The sequence below is a fragment of the Denitratisoma oestradiolicum genome, from assembly GCF_902813185.1.
GTDB classification, from domain to species: Bacteria; Pseudomonadota; Gammaproteobacteria; order Burkholderiales; family Rhodocyclaceae; genus Denitratisoma; species Denitratisoma oestradiolicum.
This window is the reverse complement of sequence record NZ_LR778301.1, coordinates 3768795-3785993: the sequence shown is the minus strand read 5'-3', so window position 1 is coordinate 3785993 and position 17199 is coordinate 3768795. Positions and strand designations below refer to the sequence as shown.

Here is a 17199-nt window from a genome sequence, read left to right as displayed (position 1 = left end):
ACTACGAGTGATAGATGCAACATATTGAAAGTAATGGTAAAAATCGAATAGGGCTGACTATTCACTGATGAAATAAAAGTTTCCACAATTGTTGTCAAGTCATTTCGCAGTGCAATATTCACAAAGTTATCCACAATTTGTTCGAATAATAAAATTGTCCTTTCTCAGCATGGAATTAGCGAAACAAACGCAAGTAGAGTCTAGATTCTGATGCCCTTTTCACTGACATGAGATGAGCATTGTCCGCGTCGCCCTTGATGTGCCCCTGCCCCGTTTGTTCGACTATCGGGCGGAAGATCCGGCGGGGGACTGGGTGGGTCGGCTGGTCCGCGTTCCCTTCGGTAGCGGCGAGAAGCTGGGCCTGATTCTTCAGGTGCTGGATCAGAGCGATCAACCGCCGGAAAAGCTCCGGCCTATCCATTCCCTGCTCACCGAACTCCCGCCCCTGCCCGCCGACTGGATCGCCCTCTGCGAATTCTGTGCCCGCTATTACCAGCATCCTCTCGGGGAAGTATCCAGCTTTGCATTACCTCCCCTGCTGCGCCGTGGCAAGCTGCCGAAACGTCGGCTGGCCCGGCCGCAGCCCGGTCGTGGCGATCAGGAGGCATCGCCGCCCCTGACGACGGAACAGCAGGTGGCCTTGATGGCCATCGGCCAGACCCGGGGCTTCGAGGCCTTCCTGCTCCATGGGGTTACCGGCAGCGGCAAGACGGAGGTCTATCTGCGGGCCATCGAAGCAGTGCTGGCCCAGGGATGCCAGGCACTGATGCTGGTGCCGGAAATCGCCCTTACGCCGCAACTGGAAGGACGGGTGGCGGCACGCTTTCCCGACGCCCATATCGTTTCCGCCCACAGCGGCGTGGCCGACGCGGCACGGGCACGGGGCTTCCTGGAAGCCTTCGAAGGCCAGGCCGACATTGTGCTGGGCACCCGGCTTTCCGTCTTCATGCCCCTGCCCCGGCTGGGCCTGATCGTGGTGGACGAGGAGCACGACGCGTCCTTCAAGCAACAGGACGGGCTGCGCTATTCGGCCCGGGACGTGGCCATCTTCCGTGCCAAGCAACGGGATGTGCCTATCCTGCTGGGCTCGGCCACGCCATCCCTGGAAACCTTCCATCATGCTCGCACCGGCCGCTATCGGCTGCTCACCCTGACCCTGCGCGCCGTGGCAGCGGCCATGCCTGATGTGCGCATTGTCGACACGCGGCGGGAAAAGCTCCAGGACGGCATGAGCCAGGCCCTGATCGCGGCCCTGGAACTGCGATTGGCGCGTGGCGAGCAAAGCCTGATATTCCTCAACCGGAGGGGCTACGCTCCGGTGCTGGCCTGCACTGCCTGCGGCTGGATCTCCCATTGCCGCCGTTGCGCCGCCAACCTGGTGGTACATCTGGCTGACCGTCGCCTGCGCTGCCATCACTGCGGTCTGGAGACGGGCATCCCCCAGGCCTGTCCGGACTGCGGCAATCTGGACATCCATCCCTTCGGGCGAGGCACCCAGCGTCTGGAAGTCGCGCTCCAGGAGCGTTTTCCTGAGGCCCGGGTGCTGCGCGTCGACCGGGATTCCGCCAGTTCACCGAAGAAGTGGCAGGCCCTGCTGGCCCAGATTCACGCCGGGGAGGCGGACATCCTGGTGGGCACCCAGATGCTGGCCAAGGGCCATGACTTCCCCAAGCTCACCCTGGTGGGGGTGGTGGGCGCCGATGCGGCCCTGTTCGCCGCCGATTTCCGCGCCCCGGAGCGGCTCTTTGCCCAGTTGATGCAGGTGGGTGGCCGCAGCGGCCGTGCCCTTTTGCCCGGCGAGGTGCTGATCCAGTCCGAGTATCCGGACCATCCCCTCTATCAGGCACTGGCCGACCACGACTATTCCCGCTTTGCCAGCCAGCAGCTTCATGAACGGGAACAGGCTGGCTTCCCCCCCTTCGCCCATCAGGCGTTGTTGCGGGCGGAGGCGCCCAGCGTAGACCAGTCCCTGGCCTTCCTGGCCGCCGCCCGCGTGGAAGCCCTGAAACTGGCGGGGGAAGCGGTGATGCTCTACGATCCGGTGCCCATGCGCATGGTGCGACGGATGAGTCTGGAGCGGGCGCAACTGCTGGTGGAATCCGCCAGCCGACCCGCGCTCCAGGCCTTCCTGGCCACCTGGAGTCAGCTCCTATACGAATTGAAGACGCCCCGGGAACTGCGCTGGCATCTCGACGTGGACCCTCAGGAGCTTTAAGCCAGCAAGCAGGACGCGGCGCCCAAGCGAAAACGGCCCTCTCTCGAGGGAGAGCCGCTTGAATCACCACCAAAAATATTGATTCCGTTGGGCCGAAAATCCAGCCGGTGGGCTGGTGTAATGGCTAGACGAGGAACGTACTAGGTGCTGACGTCTGGTATTTTTCTAGGACTATCGATTAACGACTATTTCCACCCCTTGGCATGTATGGCATTACTGATGGCCAAATGTATCGCCACCATCGCCTCGTTATACTCACGCATTCTCTCTGCTGTCATCGGTAGTGTTTTTCCCTCCCAACCTGCCAAGTGTGGGGTTCGACAAATGTCCGAAGCCCTCAATCGCCCATACCGATGAACGATTACGTTTCGAATCATCGATGCTTCATTAAACTTCTCAGCTGAGACAGGGTCGATTTCGAGCGTCACCCCTAGCCATCCAAAGAGGACAACCAATCGCCCGCTAGCATTCCATCCTCTATCCTGTGTTTTGTCTTTCGCTTTTTGATCTAGTTTCTGGGCAATTTCAAGACACTGGTCATCAGACCAGGGCCAAGCACCAGCATCGAATCGGCCTTTTTGAAATTTGTCTGCGGCAGCTTCTGCCGCATTCCTCACTGTTCCAATAATTGCGGCTACAACATTTTCGTTACCAGCCTCAAGCGCTGCCCATTCACTTAAAAATGAGATCGTATTGATTTGGTGATAGCCATCGTCGCGCATTTTTACTGCCCAAGCTATCGTGTCGGTAGCATGGGCAACAACACGGTCAATGGTTTCAGTGTTGGCACCCCGTTCATATCCTCCTTTGAGAAGGAGAAAACTGCGAAGCGGCCCAAAATATTCCACCATCTGGACACAATCGTTCAAGTAGCCCGATAGGAACATGTCCCCCACTAACAGAGAACCTGTTTCATGGAGGCTGTAGCTAATCTTCGCGGATTTTGGAGTTCCCAGTTTCGGTGGTTGAAGTTGTGTCACCGGATTAGACCTCATCACCATTTCTAGGGGCTACGGCAACACTCAAGACTATTCCGGCAGCCACCCGCCTATCTGTTAGCGTCAATTTTGGTACCTCCAGTTCATTTGAGGATTACCTCTCTGCCCCGGCATTTTTGACCTACGGTGTTCGTGCCAGTCTCCTCAGTGCCCATGATCTGGTTCCCCCATCAGGAAGAGCGGGCACCTTCTCACCGCACCTGACGGTGCTGAAGCTCAAGGCCGGATAGTTGCGAGCCGTGAAAAGGGTACCTGGCAGTTACGGCAGCGGTCACCAAATTAACTACGGACTACCGGTGCTTGAACATGTAGGCGATGTTCTTCGACATGTCCAAGAGACGATTGCTTTCGTTCAGCGCGTAGCCGGCAACCACTTTTACTACGTCGGGGTTTGCACCGGATTCGATTGTGTCGTGTACGGTCTGATCAATACTCCGTTGGATCCGCTCGGACAGCGTTCTGATTTCCTTTACTACGAATGCAGGCGCCAACTCTGTTACCGCACAGAATTCAGCCCATTCTGCCGCATCGAGATTAGGGGCATCAAAGGCGTCCCCAATCGCCATGGCGTAAGAGTGTTCCAGCTTCGAATAGATCACGGTGCTGACCATGTCATAGCCCGGAGCCAGCGTAAGCCAACGCTCGCCGGTGAAGAAGGTGAGGTTCTTGGCATGTGCATCGGTGTTCCCGATGATGACCTGGAAGATTGCCCAGCGTAGTAGCGCAGTCTTTTCGGCCGCGGGAAACGAGGCGGCGTTCAGCGCAGAGAAAAGCCTGGCGAAGGAGCTGCCGTCGCGAATGTTGGCTACGTCGCGGTTGTCGCCATAAGGGCGTTCGTATTTAAACGCTGGCGGCAGATTGAGCAACTGACATCCGTCGATAACTTGTAAGCGACGCACTTCGTCTTTCAGGAGGATGCGGTCGAAGCGTCGTATTGCCAATACCGGTTCCGGCACGTGGTGCAATGCCACGTCGGCGACGGTCAGTCTGACGGCGGCAGCCAGGCGCATGCAGAAGAATTCATTCGAGGTAAGCCCGGCCATGGCTTCGTGTACCGGTTCCGGCTTCACGATGTGGGTCGACGCGAACTTGAGGCCATCCACAAGAGACCACTGCCCGTCGGGGCCTTCAAAGACGGCGATCTTGTCCTGGTAGCCTGCAATGGACAAGCGTATGCGCTGATCCCACACCAAGAATGGGATGTTCGCTCGGTCACGAATGCGTTGCGAGAGCTCCTCGCGCGGCAACGGGCGCATGATGCTTTGTTCGGCTTGGGGCGTATGCAGGGCGGTACCGATGCGCAGCGCACCGGCAGTTTCTTTACCCATATTTGCCAGCAAACCTAGCAGACTGGCCTTTGAAACTTTGCATGCTGCGGCGGCTTCGTCGAGCGCTCTGCCTTCGGGTAGCAGGTTGTCGAAGAAGGCTTTGACCGTTGCGCTGTGCTGAGGCGATGGCTGCTCTTGCTCGAACCCTAAATGAGGTGACAACGGGGATCGATCGGGATTGTTGGCCCAGTCAGGGGAGTAGGCGAACGAAAACAGATGGGTCTCATCATCGTAGGCGAGATGACCGACTTCGTGAGCGCCAATGAAGACTTCAAGCTTCATCCGAGGTCACCATCAGGGCGCTGAGTTGTCTTTTGAGTTTGTCCCGTTGACGGCTGGGGGCGACGAAGAGGGCGACCCCCATATTCTTGGCCACCACCAGGATGCTGCCGATGGCGGTGCCTTCTTTGCCGAGCTCGATACCCACATAGGTCTGCTTCGACATATTGCAGAACAGTGCGGCTTGTTCTTGCGTTAGGCCGGATTGGGTGCGCGCAGCTCGGATCGCCCGCCCCAAATGGGCTGGGGTCAGTATTTCCGGGTCTGAGGGGAAAGGCTTCTTGACGACACGTTTCATCGTGTATCACATATAAGTCCATTAATTTAGGAATATATGATGAAGAGTTCGAGTCGTCAATAAAAAGTTTGCTATAGAGTACTTTTACGATAGATGTGTCGCTATTTTGTGTAAAGGTTTGGAATAGTAGAATTTAAGAGGGGCCATTGTTGCTTTTTCTCTTTCCTCGATACGCAAATCTCGCCGCTGTGTCACAGTACGAACGGATCATGAAGACCACCACCAAGAAGTCCGCGTGGATTCGGCTCCGTTCCCTGGCAGTGCCAAAACGATCACCTCCCCACAATATTTTGCTTGGGCCAGACATGGGCCATGGCCCAAACGAAAACGGCCCTCCCGAGGGAGAGCCGCTTGAATACTGGTGGTGATGGGGGGACTTGAACCCTCGACCTACGGATTATGAATCCGTCGCTCTAACCAACTGAGCTACATCACCAAGACGAAGGGGCGGGATTATCCTTGCGCAGACCAATCCTTGTCAAGGCGAGGGGCGGTCGGCGACAATGCCAGGATGGATTTTGATATTGCGATTGTGGGCGGGGGACTGGCCGGCTTGTCCCTGGCGGTGGCCCTGCGGCAGTCCCGGCTGTCCGTGGCATTGGTGGAGGGGCGTGCGCCCGTGCGCCCGGCGGGCTGGGATGCGCGGGTTTATGCGGTGAGCCCGGCAAACGTGCGCTTTCTGGATCAGATCGGGGCTTGGCGCCATCTGGAGCATGGGCGTCTGTGTCCGATCGAAACCATGGTGGTCCAAGGCGACGAAGGTGGTCGGCTGGACTTCTCCGCCTACGATGCCGGCGCGGAGCAACTGGCCTGGATCGTCGAGTCTTCCCTGATGCAGGGGGAGTTGTGGGAAAGCGCCAAGCGGCAGGCCAATGTCAGCCTGTTTTGCCCTGGCCGTCCCCAGGCCCTGGAATTCGGCCCGGAACGGGCGATCCTGACCCTGGCCGACGGGCGGCGCCTGAGTGCCGGTCTGGTGGTGGCCGCCGATGGGGCCGATTCCTGGACCCGGCAGGCCGCCGGGATCGAGGTAGCCTTCAAGCCCTACGATCAACTGGGGGTGGTGGCCAATTTCGAATGCGACCATGAACATCGTCATCAGGCGTTCCAGTGGTTCCGCGCCGATGGCGTGCTGGCCTATCTGCCCCTGCCGGGCCGGAGGATATCCATCGTCTGGTCCACCCCGGAAGCCCATGGCCGGGAATTGCTGGCCATGGACGAGGCGACGTTCTGCCGCCGGGTGGAGCAGGCGGGCAACCATGCCCTGGGGGGCTTGCACCTGCTCACGCCTCCCGCCGCCTTTCCCCTGCGCCTGATGCGCTCGCCCAGCAGCATAGCGCCGCGCCTGGCCCTGATCGGCGATGCCGCCCACACCATTCATCCCCTGTCGGGCCACGGCATCAATCTGGGATTCCAGGATGCCCAGGCCCTGGCGCGTTTGCTTTGCGCCAAGCCCGACCATGTAGACTGCGGCGCTCTGGCTTTCCTGAGGGCCTATGAGCGGGCTCGCAAGGAAGAGGTGGTGGCCCTGCAAACCGTTACCGATGGCCTGCAACGACTTTTTTCCCCGGTATCCCCGCCCCTGTCCCGGTTGCGTAATCTGGGCATGAACCTGACCAACGGCTTGCCGGTCATAAAGAACCTGCTGGTGCGCTACGCCCTGGCGTCCTGAATTCCCTTGGAGTCCCCATGAAACGCTTTGCCCTGTTCCTGTTGCTCGCCGTACTTGCCGTTGCCGCCTCTGCCCAGAGCGGTGAAGCCACCATTCGCAAGGCTTTCGAGGACAAGCTGAAGGCCCCGGTCGACCAGATCAATCGTTCTCCCATGCCCGGCATCTACGAGGTGTTGGTGGACGGCCAGACCATGTATGTGGATGAGAAGGCCAGCCACTTCATCCTCGGCACCATGGTGGATCTGAAGACCATGAACAATGTCTCCGCCGCGAGCCGCTCGGCCTGGTTGCAAAAGCAGTACGCCAAGCTGCCCCTGGAGCTGGCCATCAAGGTGGTGCGGGGTTCCGGCAAGAACGTATTGGTGACCTTCGAGGATCCCAATTGCGGCTATTGCAAGCGCTTGGCGAAGGATCTGCAGAAATTCAAGGACATCACCGTCTACACTTTCCTGCTGCCGGTGCTGGGTGAAAACTCGGAGGCCAAGGCCCGGGCCATCTGGTGTGCGGCGGATCGGGCCAAGGCCTGGACTGACTGGATGACCAATGACGTGACTCCGGTGGCGGCGGCCAAGTGCGATGCCGAAAGCGCCCTGCGCAAGACCATGGATCTGGGCCAGCGCTTCGGCATTCGCGGCACGCCCTTCCTGATGTTCGCCAACGGCGACTCCGCGCCGGGCTATCTGCAGCCAGTGGAAATCGAAAAGCGCTTCAAGGCGTTGAACTAGGTCGGTAAGCCTTCAGCAACAAGCGCGGGCGGCCCTCCGCCCGGGTTCAGGCTCTCCCATTCGCATCCAGCGGCCCACGTCATGCCCAAAACCCACGACATCCGTCCCGGTCAGTCCATCGAACTGCTGAAGGAACTGCATATCCTGACCCGGGAGGGCAAGCTGAATCAGGATAGCCGGCGCAAGCTGAAGCAGGTGTATCACCTGTTCCAGTTCATCGAGCCCCTGCTGAAGGCGGTGCAATTGAGCCACCCGGATGTGCATCTGGTGGACCATGGGGCGGGCAAGTCCTACCTGGGCTTCATCCTCTACGATCTGTTCTTCAAGAACCCGCCGGGCGCCGGACATATCTGGGGCATCGAGACCCGCGACGAACTGGTGATCCGCTCCCGGGATCTGGCGGCCCGGCTGGAATTCGGCGGCATGAGCTTTCTCAATCTGTCGGTGGCGGATTCCATCGCTTCGGACCAGTTGCCCGGACGTATCGATGTGGTGACGGCCCTGCATGCCTGCAACACGGCAACCGACGATACGATCCGTTTCGCCCTGGAAAAGCAGGCCCGCTACATCGTGCTGGTGCCCTGCTGCCAGGCCGAGGTGGCTGCTGTGCTGAATAGGCACAAGGGCCAGTCCCTGGCGCGATCGGCCCTCACCGAACTCTGGCGCCACCCGCTGCACACGCGGGAGTTCGGCAGCCACATCACCAACGTGCTGCGTTGCCTGCAACTGGAGTCCCATGGTTATCAGGTGAACGTGACCGAGCTGGTGGGCTGGGAGCACTCCATGAAGAACGAGCTGATCATCGCGATCCGCAAGGACTTGCCCCGCCGACGGCCCGCAGAACGTCTGGCCGAGATACTGCACACCCTGGGACTGGAAGAACTCGGGGAGCGGTTTTTCGCCGGGGCATGACCTCCCTACGCAGGGCCGGGGTACCAACAAAAAACCCGGCATCCACAGGGGACTGCCGGGTCTTGTAGACCTCCTGCTGCCAGGTACTTCAGAAGGGTATGTCGTCCTCGAAATCTCCCAGACCGCCGCCCGTGGGGGCGGACGCGGGGGCCGGCGCCGGTCGGCTTGGGGCGCTGCTGCGGGGGGCGCTACTCCTGGATTCCTGATCGCCGCCGCCCATGCCCTCGCGCCGTCCCAGCATCTGCATGGCGTCGGCGCGAATTTCGGTGGTGTAGCGGTCCTGGCCGTCCTTGTCCTGCCACTTGCGGGTGCGCAGGCTGCCTTCCACATACACCTGGGAACCCTTTTTCAGGTACTGGCCGGCGATTTCGGCCAGCTTGCCGAAGAACACAACGCGGTGCCATTCGGTGGCTTCGCGTTTCTCTCCGGTGGCCTTGTCCTTCCAGTTGTCGGTGGTGGCCACGGTGATGTTGGTGATGGCGTCGCCGCTGGGCGCGTAGCGAACCTCCGGGTCCTTGCCCAGGTTGCCGACCAGAATGACTTTATTGACCGATGCCATGGCGCAACTTCTCCCGTTGCCAGGGAAAAGGACTCTCCCCGTTACCTGGCAATAACTATGTCACTGAACAAGGTGGCTTACTGTCACCGACCGGGGCCAACTGCTGTGTTCTTGGTGGGTTGTCACAGATTCGAACTGTGGACCTACGGATTAAGAGTCCGCTGCTCTACCAACTGAGCTAACAACCCATTTCCATGGTGGGTCGGGCGAGACTCGAACTCGCGACCAACGGATTAAAAGTCCGCTGCTCTACCGACTGAGCTACCGACCCACAAAAGAGGCGCGGATTATAGAGAGGCCCTGTCGATACTGTCAAACGCGGCATCCTCCGGGGCTTGGCTAGCCCCGGGGATGGTGCTGCTGGTGCAATTGCTTGAGTCTTTCCCGGGCGACATGGGTGTACACCTGGGTGGTGGAAATGTCGGCGTGGCCAAGCAGCAGTTGCACCACCCGCAGGTCGGCGCCGTGGTTGAGCAGGTGGGTGGCGAAGGCATGGCGCAGCACGTGGGGAGAGATGCGCTCCCGGGGAATGCCGGCCAGCAGGGCGTATTTCTTGATCAGAACCCAGGCCATCTGGCGGGTCATGCCCCCGCCCCGGCGGGTGACGAAGACCTCGTCGCAGGTCTTGTTGCCCAGCAGGGCCGGGCGTCCTTCGCGCAGGTAGCGCTCCAGCCATTCGGCGGCCACGTCGCCCATGGGGATCAGCCTTTCCTTTGCGCCCTTGCCCAGAGCACGCACCACCCGGTCGTTAAGGCTGATCTCGAACAGCCGCAAGCCGACCAGCTCGGTTACCCGCAGGCCCGTGGCATAGAACAGCTCCAGCAAGGCTCGGTCCCGCAGGCCCAGGGGCGTATCCACGTCCGGGGCCGCCAGCAGATCCTCCACATTGCGCTCCGAGAGGGTCTTGGGAAAGCGGGTGCCGGGCAAGGGTGCCTGGACGTTGAGCAGGGGATCGATGCCGATGCGGCCCTGATCCAGCAGCCAGTGGTAGAAGCGGCGCAGCACCGTATGCAGGCGGCGCTGGCTGGCGGGTTTGGGGGGCTTGGGTTGGGTGTGGAGATGGGCCAGGTAGGCATTCACGTCAGCCTCGCTCACCGCCATCAAGGGGCGACCCCGGGGGGACAGCCAAGTGGCGAACAAGGTCAGGTCGCTGCGATAGCTGGCAAGGGTGTTCTTGGCCAGGCCATCCTGCAACCACAGGGCGTCCACGAACTCGTCCAGCAGGGCAGCATCGGACGGATTCATCCGGCCCGTTGATCGGGGATTTGCCAGCCTTCGTGGCGCAACAGCCAGCGTTTCACGTCCAGCAGGAAACCACCCCGGGCATTGGCAAAGCCTCCCAGGCCGCCACCGGCCGCCAGCACGCGATGACAAGGCACCACCACCGGATAGGGGTTGGCGCCGCAGGCGCCGCCCACGGCGCGGGGGCCGCTGCCGAGCAGGGCTGCGATCTGGCCGTAGCTGCGGGTCTGCCCCAGGGGGATGCTGCTGATCTGGTCCCAGACCCGACGCTGGAAGGGCGTTCCGGCCGGTGCCAGGGGCAGGGTGAAGTCGAAGGCAGGGTCCTTCAGCCAGGCCCGCAGCTGCCCCACCGTCTCCCGGGCCAGCAGCAGCCGTGGCGCCTGCTCCGGCCCCGAGGGCAGGTAGTCGATGCCGAGAATCTCATCGGCGCTGCAACGCAGCCCCAGGTTGAAGCCCGGCGCAGCGATGACGGCCTGCCAGGAGTCGTCAGTGATCAACATGGAAAAACAGCTTTTCCGCCGGGCCGACCTGACCGAAGGAAATCCCTGTGGGACAAGGAAAAGCGGAACGCGGCGCCAGCCGCAAATCGTTCGGTGATGCTACGAAGCTCCCCGTGACATCGAGCGCAGCGAGCCGACTCGAACCCCCCGGAGGGGGGCGAAGGGGGGCGAGCGTTTCCATTAGCTCCGTACCTCGCCGTCTCCCAGCACGATCCACTTCTGGCTGGTGAGCCCCTCCAGACCCACGGGGCCGCGGGCATGGAACTTGTCGGTGGAGATGCCGATTTCCGCGCCCAGGCCGTACTCGAAGCCGTCGGCGAAACGGGTGGAGGCATTCACCATCACCGAGCTGGAATCCACCTCCCGCAGGAAGCGCATGGCGTGGCTGTAGTTCTCGGTGACGATGGACTCGGTGTGCTTGGAGGAGTACTTGTTGATGTGGGCGATGGCCTCGTCCACGCCCGCCACCACCTTGACCGAGATGATGGCAGCCAGGTATTCGGTGTAGTAGTCCTCCTCCGTGGCGGCCTTGGCCTCCTGCACCAGCTTGCGGGTTTCCTCGCAGCCGCGGATTTCCACGCCCTTGTCCAGCAGCATCCGGGCGATGGCCGGCAATTGGCTGCCCGCCACGGCCCGGGCCACCAGCAGGGATTCGGTGGTGTTGCAGGTGCCCAGGCGCTGGGTCTTGGCGTTCTCGACGATCTTCAGGGCCTTGGTCGGATCGGCGGCCTCATCCACATAGACATGGCAGTTGCCGTCCAGGTGCTTGATCACCGGTACCCGGGCGCCCTGGGAGATGCGTTCGATCAGGCCCTTGCCGCCCCGGGGCACGATCACGTCGATGTATTCGGGCAGGGCGATCATCCGGCCCACCACTTCCCGGTCCGTGGTCTCGATGACCTGCACGGCGGTCTCGGGCAGGCCGGCTGCCTTGAGGCCTTCCCGGACGCAGGCGGCGATGGCCTGGTTGGCCCGCAGGGCTTCCTTGCCCCCGCGCAGCACGGCGGCGTTGCCGGACTTGAGGCACAGGGCCGCGGCGTCGGCGGTGACATTGGGCCGGGCTTCGTAGATGATGCCCACCACGCCCAGGGGCACCCGCATCTTGCCCACCTGGATACCCGTGGGGCGGCGCTTCATGTCGGTGATCTCCCCCACCGGATCGGGCAGGGCCGCCACCTGTTCCAGGCCCTGGGCCATGGCTTCCACCCCCTTGGCGGTGAGGGTCAGGCGGTCGATCATGGCCGCGTCCAGACCCTCCTGCCGGGCCTGGGCCAGATCCTCGGCATTGGCGGCCAGAAGCACGGCGCAGTCGCGGCGGATGGCGGCGGCCATGGCCAAGAGGGCGGTGTTCTTGGCGGCGGTGGAGGCCTTCGCCGTGGCGTGGGAGGCGGCGCGGGCGGCCTGGCCGACCTGTTCCATGTATGTGGTGATGTTCATTGCTTATCCAGTTCACCCTCGGGGGGCGATCAAAAATCCGGTCTCTTCAGCGAGAAGCGGGCCTGGGACCAGGGGCGTTCCGGGAGAGCTTCAAGGCCATTTGCAGCATCTCGTCCCAGATATCGCCGCTGACGATGCCCTTAATCATGCGGTCGATACGGGCCGCTTGCAAGAGGGCGGCGCGGGCCGTGGCGGCGGGCACCCGCTGGGCGGCGGCCCGTACCGGTCCCTGGCGGGGGCCGAAGACCTTGGCTTCCTTCAGGGCGGCCTCGGGTGGCAGGCCCCGGTCCATGGCACCGCGTACCTGGGCCATGGACCGGGTCTCGGTGGTCAGGGCCCAGAGCACCAGGGGCGGTGCTGTGTCTTCGGCCCGCAGGCCGTCCAGCAGGCGCCCGCAACGGGCCAGATCGCCAGCCAGCAGTGCAGCCCGCAGCTTGTCCACGTCGAAGCGGGCCACGTCCAGCACCGCGTCCTCCACCTGTTCCAGGCTCAGGGCGCCGGCCGGGTGCAGCAGAGCCAGCTTCTGGATTTCCTGATGGGCCGCCAGCAGGTTGCCTTCCACATGATTGGCGATGAACTCCAGGGCTTCCCGGGGGGCGCTTTGCTGCTGCCGGGCCAGGCGGCCGGCGATCCAGTCCGGCAACTGAGGCAGGGGCGGAGCATTGCATTCCAGCACCACGCCGGATTCCATCAGGGCAGTGAACCAGGCCGCCTTCTTCACCTGCCAGTCCAAGAGGGGCAGGCTGATCAGGGTGGCCACGCCGGGCCCCAGGGTGCCGCAATAGCGTTGCAGGGCTTCGCCCCCGTCCCGTCCCGGCTTGCCCGAGGGAATACGCAGGTCGATCAGCTTGGCGCCGCCGAACAGGGACATATTGCCGGCGGCCATGTACAGCTCGTCCCAGCGAAAGCCCGGACCGGCGGTGAGCACTTCCCGGTCCTCGAACCCCTGGGCCCGGGCCGCCGCCCGGATCGCATCCCCCGCCTCGATGGTCAACAGCGGCTCGTCCCCATGGACCACATACAGCGGCGCCAGGGGCTTCTGCAAATGGCCGGCGAGTTGCTCGGGACGAAGCTGCACAGTATCTCGTTTTCCAATTAGCCGCGAAGCGGCTCCGATTCAGTCACCCCTTCCTCCAGGAAGGGGCCGGGGGATGGATCGTTTATTTTTGCAGTTGCTTTGCCGCTGTAAAGCGGCGAAGCAACTGCTGCACCAGATCATTCTGCATGTCCCGGCGCAGCAGGGCTTCCTCGTTTTCCTTGGAAAGAATCTGGTCGTCGGCGAAGCTGATGTCCCGACGCAGCACGATCTGGCCGGCGGGCACCAGTTCCTGGCCTTTGGCATCATGGACGCGGAAGGCGAAGCTGCGTACCAGTTCATATTCCCGCACCCGGCCGGCGGAGCTGAGGGACAGGATGTTCTTGCTCTGGTTGTCCGCCGTCACCGCGAAGACCGCCTGGGCTTCCGCCGCACTGCCCACCACCCGGGTCCTGCTCGATGCCTGGACGGTGCGGGCGAGCTGGGCGTGCAGTTCGGAACTCTCGGGCAGGGCGATGTAGAGGGTCTCGAAGGGCAGGTCGCTGGAGCCTCGCAACTGGAAGCCGCAGGCCGTGAGGAGGAGGGCGCAGGCCAGGGGAATCAGCTTGTTCATTTGCGGCGGACCTTTTTGATGCTTTTGGACGGGGTTCGATGGGGGCGGGTCTTGGCGTCCGTCCTTTTCGAGGGCTTGCGGGCCGAGGGCTTGCCGCGAAGGCTCTTGGGGAGGGCGCGGGCCGACTTGCCCGACTGGGATGAGAGGGTAACGGTTTCCTCGGTCTGGGTACAGTCGGCGGGATTGCCCTTGTCGCATTTTTCCCCGCTCAGGTGGCAATCCACCCGCAGGCCATCGCCGGAAAAACTCGGTGCCTGCAAGGGTGTGGCGCCATCCTCCGCCAGCAGCAGGCGGGTGTCTTCCCGGTCCGCCACCTTGCCTTTGGTCAGATCGATACTGATGCAGCCCAGTTGCAGCCGCTCGCCGCGCCGGATCAGGGAGGTGTAGGCCAGCCGGTCCCCCTGGAGGGTGGCGGCCGAAAGCTCCTCGTTGAAGGCCGGCAGGCGCAGGGTCTGGATCTTGCCCGAACTGGTGTCCACCAGATCCCAGGTGCCGTTCTGGGCTGGCCGCAAGAGGCGCGTGTCGTCCAGGCGGAAGGAGGAGGTCTCCGTCTCCGCCGCCGCCGTCGCGGTCATCACAAGCGCCAGGGCCAGCAACAGGCTGCGCATCAGACCACGATGTTGACCAGCCTGCCGGGCACCACCACCACTTTTTTGGCTGGCTGGCCTTCCATGAACTTCTGGGCGGCTTCCGAGTCCAGGGCGGCGGCCTCGATGGCGGCCTTGTCGGCGCCGGCCGGCACTTTGAGACTGCCTCGCAGCTTGCCGTTCACCTGCAGCATCAGCTCGATTTCGTCCTGCACCAGGGCCGAGGCCTCGGGCTCGGGCCAGGGGGCGGCGAGGATGTCATCTCCATAACCCAGTTCCCGCCATAGGGTGTGGCAGATATGGGGGGTGATGGGGGCGAGCAGCCGCAGCAGGATGGAACAGCCCTCGCCCGCCACGGCGGCGTAGCCTTCCGCATCCTTGGGGGCCTTCTCCAGGGCGTTCAACATCTTCATGCCGGCCGAAGCCACGGTATTGAACTGGTGCTTGGAGAGATCGTAGCTGGCCTGCTTCAGGGTCAGATGGATTTCCCGGCGCATGGTCGCCAGGGCATCGGGCAGCTTGTCCGGCATGCCGGCGCCGGTCTTGCCTTCCAGGCCATGACCGAAGGCCCACAGGCGCTTGAGGAAGCGGTGGGCGCCCTCCACGCCGGAATCGGCCCATTCCAGGGTCTGCTCCGGGGGGCTGGCGAACATCATGAAAAAGCGCGCCGTGTCGGCGCCGTACTGCTCGATCAGGGACTGGGGGTCCACACCGTTGCGCTTGGACTTGGACATGGTGCCGATGCCCTGGTAATCCATCGCGCTGCCGTCGGCCAGCAGCTTGGCGCCGACGACCTTGCCGGCCTCGTCCTTGACCAGTTCGATTTCCTCGGGGGCGAAATACTCGATGCCGCCCTTCTCCGTGCGGCGCGAGAAAATGTGGTTCAGCACCATGCCTTGCGTGAGCAGATTGGCGAAGGGTTCGTCGTAGCCCACCAGGCCCACGTCCCGCATCACCTTGGTCCAGAAGCGGGAATAGAGCAGGTGCAGGATGGCGTGCTCAATGCCGCCGATGTACTGGTCCACCGGCATCCAGTAGGCAGTGCGCTCGTCCACCATGTGCTGGGCGTTGTCCGGAGCGCAGTAGCGGGCGTAGTACCAGGACGAGTCGATGAAGGTGTCCATGGTGTCCGTCTCGCGCCGGGCGGGCTTGCCGCAGCTGGGGCAGGCGCAGGCGAGGAAGTCCTCGCGCTTGTTCAGCGGATTGCCGGAACCGTCGGGCACGCAGTCCTCGGGCAGCTTCACCGGCAGCTGCTCGTCGGGTACGGGCAGCGAGCCGCAAGCGTCGCAATGGATGATGGGAATCGGGCAGCCCCAGTAACGCTGGCGCGACAGACCCCAGTCCCGCAGCCGGTACTGGACCTGCTTGCCGCCCAGGCCCTTGGCTTCCAGGTCGGCGGCGATGGCATCCACCGCCGCTTCGTAGCCCAGGCCGTCGTATTTGCCGGAGTTCACGCAGACACCCCGCTGCTTGTCGCCGTACCACTCCTGCCAGGCGTCGGTGTTGAAAGCCTCACCTTCTACGGCGATTACCTGTTCGATGGGCAGCTTGTACTTCCTGGCAAAGCCGAAGTCCCGCTCGTCATGGGCCGGCACCGCCATCACGGCGCCCTCGCCGTAACTCATCAGCACGTAGTTGCCGACCCAGACTTCCACTTGCTTGCCGGTCAGGGGGTGCTCCACGAAGATGCCCGTGGGCAGGCCCTTCTTTTCCATGGTGGCGATGTCCGCCTCCATCACCGAGCCATGCTTGCATTCCTCGATGAAGGCCGCCAGCTCGGGATTGTTCTTCGCAGCGTGGGTGGCCAGGGGGTGCTCGGCAGCCACGGCGACGAAGGTGACGCCCATGATGGTGTCGGCCCGGGTGGTGTAAACCCACAGCTTGCCGGCTTCGCCGTCAAGCTCGTACGGAAAGGCGAAGCGCACGCCGTGGGATTTGCCGATCCAGTTGGCCTGCATGGTGCGCACCCGCTCGGGCCAGCCGGGCAGGTGGTCCAGGTCCGCCAGCAGCTCGTCGGCGTATTGGGTGATGGAGAGGTAGTAGCCGGGAATCTCGCGCTTTTCCACCAGGGCGCCGGTGCGCCAGCCGCGGCCGTCGATCACCTGCTCGTTGGCGAGCACCGTCTGGTCCACCGGGTCCCAGTTCACCACCTGGGTCTTCTTGTAGGCGATGCCTTTTTCCAGCATGCGCAGGAACAGCCACTGGTTCCACTTGTAGTATTCGGGCTGGCAGGTGGCCAGTTCCCGGCTCCAGTCGATGGCGAAGCCCAGGGACTGGAGCTGCTTCTTCATGTAGGCGATGTTGTCGTAGGTCCACCGGGCCGGCGGCACGCTGTTCTGCATGGCGGCGTTCTCGGCAGGCAGTCCGAAGGCGTCCCATCCCATGGGCTGGAGCACGTTGTAGCCCCGCATCCGGTGCCAGCGGGTGAGCACATCGCCGATGGTATAGTTCCTCACATGCCCCATGTGCAGCTTGCCCGATGGGTAGGGGAACATGGACAGGCAGTAGTATTTGGGGCGGGTTCTGTCTTCGACGGCCCGGAATGCCTGGGTCGATTCCCAGTGGGCCTGGGCGGCCTGCTCGATTTCGGTCGGAGTGTATTTTTCCTGCATGGCCCGGGACTCTTGAGTCTTCACAAAACCGCGAATTATACCCGCCCCCCATGGGCCGCTTGCCCGGCGCCGGCGGGTTTGAGGAATCGAATCCGTCAAGTCGTCGCAAATGGTGAGAAGAATTTCGAGCAAAGCGAGTCAGTATAGTCACCTCCCCCGCGAGGGGGAGGAAGGGTGGGGGTGGGCTTT

The 17199-nt window shown here is 62.6% G+C and carries 15 protein-coding genes and 3 tRNA genes; 4 read left to right on the top strand and 14 right to left on the bottom strand.

The window, feature by feature from the left end:
• Positions 1–232 precede the first annotated feature (232 nt).
• On the top strand, positions 233–2215 hold the full coding sequence (locus tag DENOEST_RS17270; RefSeq protein ID WP_145769501.1) for a primosomal protein N': 1983 nt from the start codon (positions 233–235) through the stop codon (positions 2213–2215).
• Between the two features lie 185 nt (positions 2216–2400).
• On the opposite strand, the gene DENOEST_RS17265 is transcribed toward DENOEST_RS17270, so the two are convergent.
• The 4 genes from DENOEST_RS17265 to DENOEST_RS17250 all read right to left on the bottom strand — a co-directional run bounded on the left by DENOEST_RS17265 (position 2401) and on the right by DENOEST_RS17250 (position 5554).
• Positions 2401–3066 (bottom strand): hypothetical protein, encoded by a 666-nt coding sequence (locus tag DENOEST_RS17265; RefSeq protein ID WP_145769500.1) that lies wholly within the window; start codon positions 3064–3066, stop codon positions 2401–2403.
• 437 nt (positions 3067–3503) lie between these two features.
• Positions 3504–4823 (bottom strand): HipA domain-containing protein, encoded by a 1320-nt coding sequence (locus DENOEST_RS17260; protein WP_145769499.1) that lies wholly within the window; start codon positions 4821–4823, stop codon positions 3504–3506.
• Complete coding sequence (locus DENOEST_RS17255; RefSeq protein ID WP_145769498.1) at positions 4813–5118, bottom strand: helix-turn-helix transcriptional regulator; 306 nt, start codon at positions 5116–5118, stop codon at positions 4813–4815. Before DENOEST_RS17255 ends, DENOEST_RS17260 begins: the two co-directional genes overlap by 11 nt.
• A 359-nt stretch (positions 5119–5477) precedes the next feature.
• Positions 5478–5554 (bottom strand) — tRNA-Met (locus DENOEST_RS17250).
• 75 nt (positions 5555–5629) lie between these two features.
• Between DENOEST_RS17250 and DENOEST_RS17245 the strand changes: the two genes are divergently transcribed.
• The 3 genes from DENOEST_RS17245 (at position 5630) to DENOEST_RS17235 (ending at position 8424) form a co-directional block, all read left to right on the top strand.
• The gene (locus DENOEST_RS17245) at positions 5630–6787 is read left to right on the top strand and encodes a UbiH/UbiF family hydroxylase (protein WP_145769497.1); all 1158 of its coding nucleotides are present in this window, start codon (positions 5630–5632) and stop codon (positions 6785–6787) included.
• Positions 6788–6804: 17 nt separating this feature from the next.
• The gene (locus DENOEST_RS17240) at positions 6805–7512 is read left to right on the top strand and encodes a DsbC family protein (protein ID WP_145769496.1); all 708 of its coding nucleotides are present in this window, start codon (positions 6805–6807) and stop codon (positions 7510–7512) included.
• Positions 7513–7593: 81 nt separating this feature from the next.
• Complete coding sequence (locus DENOEST_RS17235) at positions 7594–8424, top strand: class I SAM-dependent methyltransferase (protein ID WP_145769495.1); 831 nt, start codon at positions 7594–7596, stop codon at positions 8422–8424.
• 88 nt (positions 8425–8512) lie between these two features.
• Here the strand turns inward: DENOEST_RS17235 and ssb are convergent, their stop codons facing one another.
• The 10 genes from ssb to leuS all read right to left on the bottom strand — a co-directional run bounded on the left by ssb (position 8513) and on the right by leuS (position 17010).
• The gene (gene ssb, locus DENOEST_RS17230) at positions 8513–8983 is read right to left on the bottom strand and encodes a single-stranded DNA-binding protein (protein WP_145769494.1); all 471 of its coding nucleotides are present in this window, start codon (positions 8981–8983) and stop codon (positions 8513–8515) included.
• A 112-nt stretch (positions 8984–9095) separates the two neighbouring features.
• Positions 9096–9171: transfer RNA gene (locus DENOEST_RS17225), tRNA-Lys, on the bottom strand.
• Between the two features lie 7 nt (positions 9172–9178).
• A tRNA-Lys gene (locus DENOEST_RS17220) sits at positions 9179–9254 on the bottom strand.
• Between the two features lie 68 nt (positions 9255–9322).
• Complete coding sequence (xerD, locus tag DENOEST_RS17215; protein ID WP_145769493.1) at positions 9323–10228, bottom strand: site-specific tyrosine recombinase XerD; 906 nt, start codon at positions 10226–10228, stop codon at positions 9323–9325.
• Positions 10225–10725 (bottom strand): methylated-DNA--[protein]-cysteine S-methyltransferase, encoded by a 501-nt coding sequence (locus tag DENOEST_RS17210; protein ID WP_145769492.1) that lies wholly within the window; start codon positions 10723–10725, stop codon positions 10225–10227. Before DENOEST_RS17210 ends, xerD begins: the two co-directional genes overlap by 4 nt.
• Before the next feature lie 180 nt (positions 10726–10905).
• Positions 10906–12162, bottom strand: coding sequence for a glutamate-5-semialdehyde dehydrogenase (locus DENOEST_RS17205; protein WP_145769491.1), 1257 nt, complete (start codon positions 12160–12162; stop codon positions 10906–10908).
• 46 nt (positions 12163–12208) lie between these two features.
• Positions 12209–13240 carry a DNA polymerase III subunit delta gene (gene holA / locus DENOEST_RS17200; RefSeq protein WP_145769490.1) on the bottom strand — a complete coding sequence of 344 codons (1032 nt, stop codon included), beginning with the start codon at positions 13238–13240 and terminating at the stop codon, positions 12209–12211.
• A gap of 82 nt (positions 13241–13322) precedes the next feature.
• Entirely contained in the window at positions 13323–13811 is a 489-nt protein-coding gene (locus tag DENOEST_RS17195; protein WP_145769489.1) for an LPS-assembly lipoprotein LptE, read from the bottom strand.
• Entirely contained in the window at positions 13808–14419 is a 612-nt protein-coding gene (locus DENOEST_RS17190; protein ID WP_145769488.1) for a hypothetical protein, read from the bottom strand. The genes DENOEST_RS17195 and DENOEST_RS17190 overlap by 4 nt, the downstream gene beginning before the upstream one ends.
• On the bottom strand, positions 14419–17010 hold the full coding sequence (gene leuS / locus DENOEST_RS17185; protein WP_145769487.1) for a leucine--tRNA ligase: 2592 nt from the start codon (positions 17008–17010) through the stop codon (positions 14419–14421). Before leuS ends, DENOEST_RS17190 begins: the two co-directional genes overlap by 1 nt.
• Positions 17011–17199 lie beyond the last annotated feature (189 nt).

Excerpts from the sequence above, each read along its gene's own strand:
- DENOEST_RS17270 (WP_145769501.1), top strand. The coding sequence starts at position 233 with ATGAGCATTGTCCGCGTCGCCCTTGATGTGCCCCTGCCCCGTTTGTTC.
- DENOEST_RS17265 (WP_145769500.1), bottom strand. The coding sequence starts at position 3,066 with ATGGTGGAATATTTTGGGCCGCTTCGCAGTTTTCTCCTTCTCAAAGGA.
- DENOEST_RS17260 (WP_145769499.1), bottom strand. The coding sequence starts at position 4,823 with ATGAAGCTTGAAGTCTTCATTGGCGCTCACGAAGTCGGTCATCTCGCC.
- DENOEST_RS17255 (WP_145769498.1), bottom strand. The coding sequence starts at position 5,118 with ATGAAACGTGTCGTCAAGAAGCCTTTCCCCTCAGACCCGGAAATACTG.
- DENOEST_RS17245 (WP_145769497.1), top strand. The coding sequence starts at position 5,630 with ATGGATTTTGATATTGCGATTGTGGGCGGGGGACTGGCCGGCTTGTCC.
- DENOEST_RS17240 (WP_145769496.1), top strand. The coding sequence starts at position 6,805 with ATGAAACGCTTTGCCCTGTTCCTGTTGCTCGCCGTACTTGCCGTTGCC.
- DENOEST_RS17235 (WP_145769495.1), top strand. The coding sequence starts at position 7,594 with ATGCCCAAAACCCACGACATCCGTCCCGGTCAGTCCATCGAACTGCTG.
- ssb (WP_145769494.1), bottom strand. The coding sequence starts at position 8,983 with ATGGCATCGGTCAATAAAGTCATTCTGGTCGGCAACCTGGGCAAGGAC.
- xerD (WP_145769493.1), bottom strand. The coding sequence starts at position 10,228 with ATGAATCCGTCCGATGCTGCCCTGCTGGACGAGTTCGTGGACGCCCTG.
- DENOEST_RS17210 (WP_145769492.1), bottom strand. The coding sequence starts at position 10,725 with ATGTTGATCACTGACGACTCCTGGCAGGCCGTCATCGCTGCGCCGGGC.
- DENOEST_RS17205 (WP_145769491.1), bottom strand. The coding sequence starts at position 12,162 with ATGAACATCACCACATACATGGAACAGGTCGGCCAGGCCGCCCGCGCC.
- DENOEST_RS17195 (WP_145769489.1), bottom strand. The coding sequence starts at position 13,811 with ATGAACAAGCTGATTCCCCTGGCCTGCGCCCTCCTCCTCACGGCCTGC.
- DENOEST_RS17190 (WP_145769488.1), bottom strand. The coding sequence starts at position 14,419 with ATGCGCAGCCTGTTGCTGGCCCTGGCGCTTGTGATGACCGCGACGGCG.
- leuS (WP_145769487.1), bottom strand. The coding sequence starts at position 17,010 with ATGCAGGAAAAATACACTCCGACCGAAATCGAGCAGGCCGCCCAGGCC.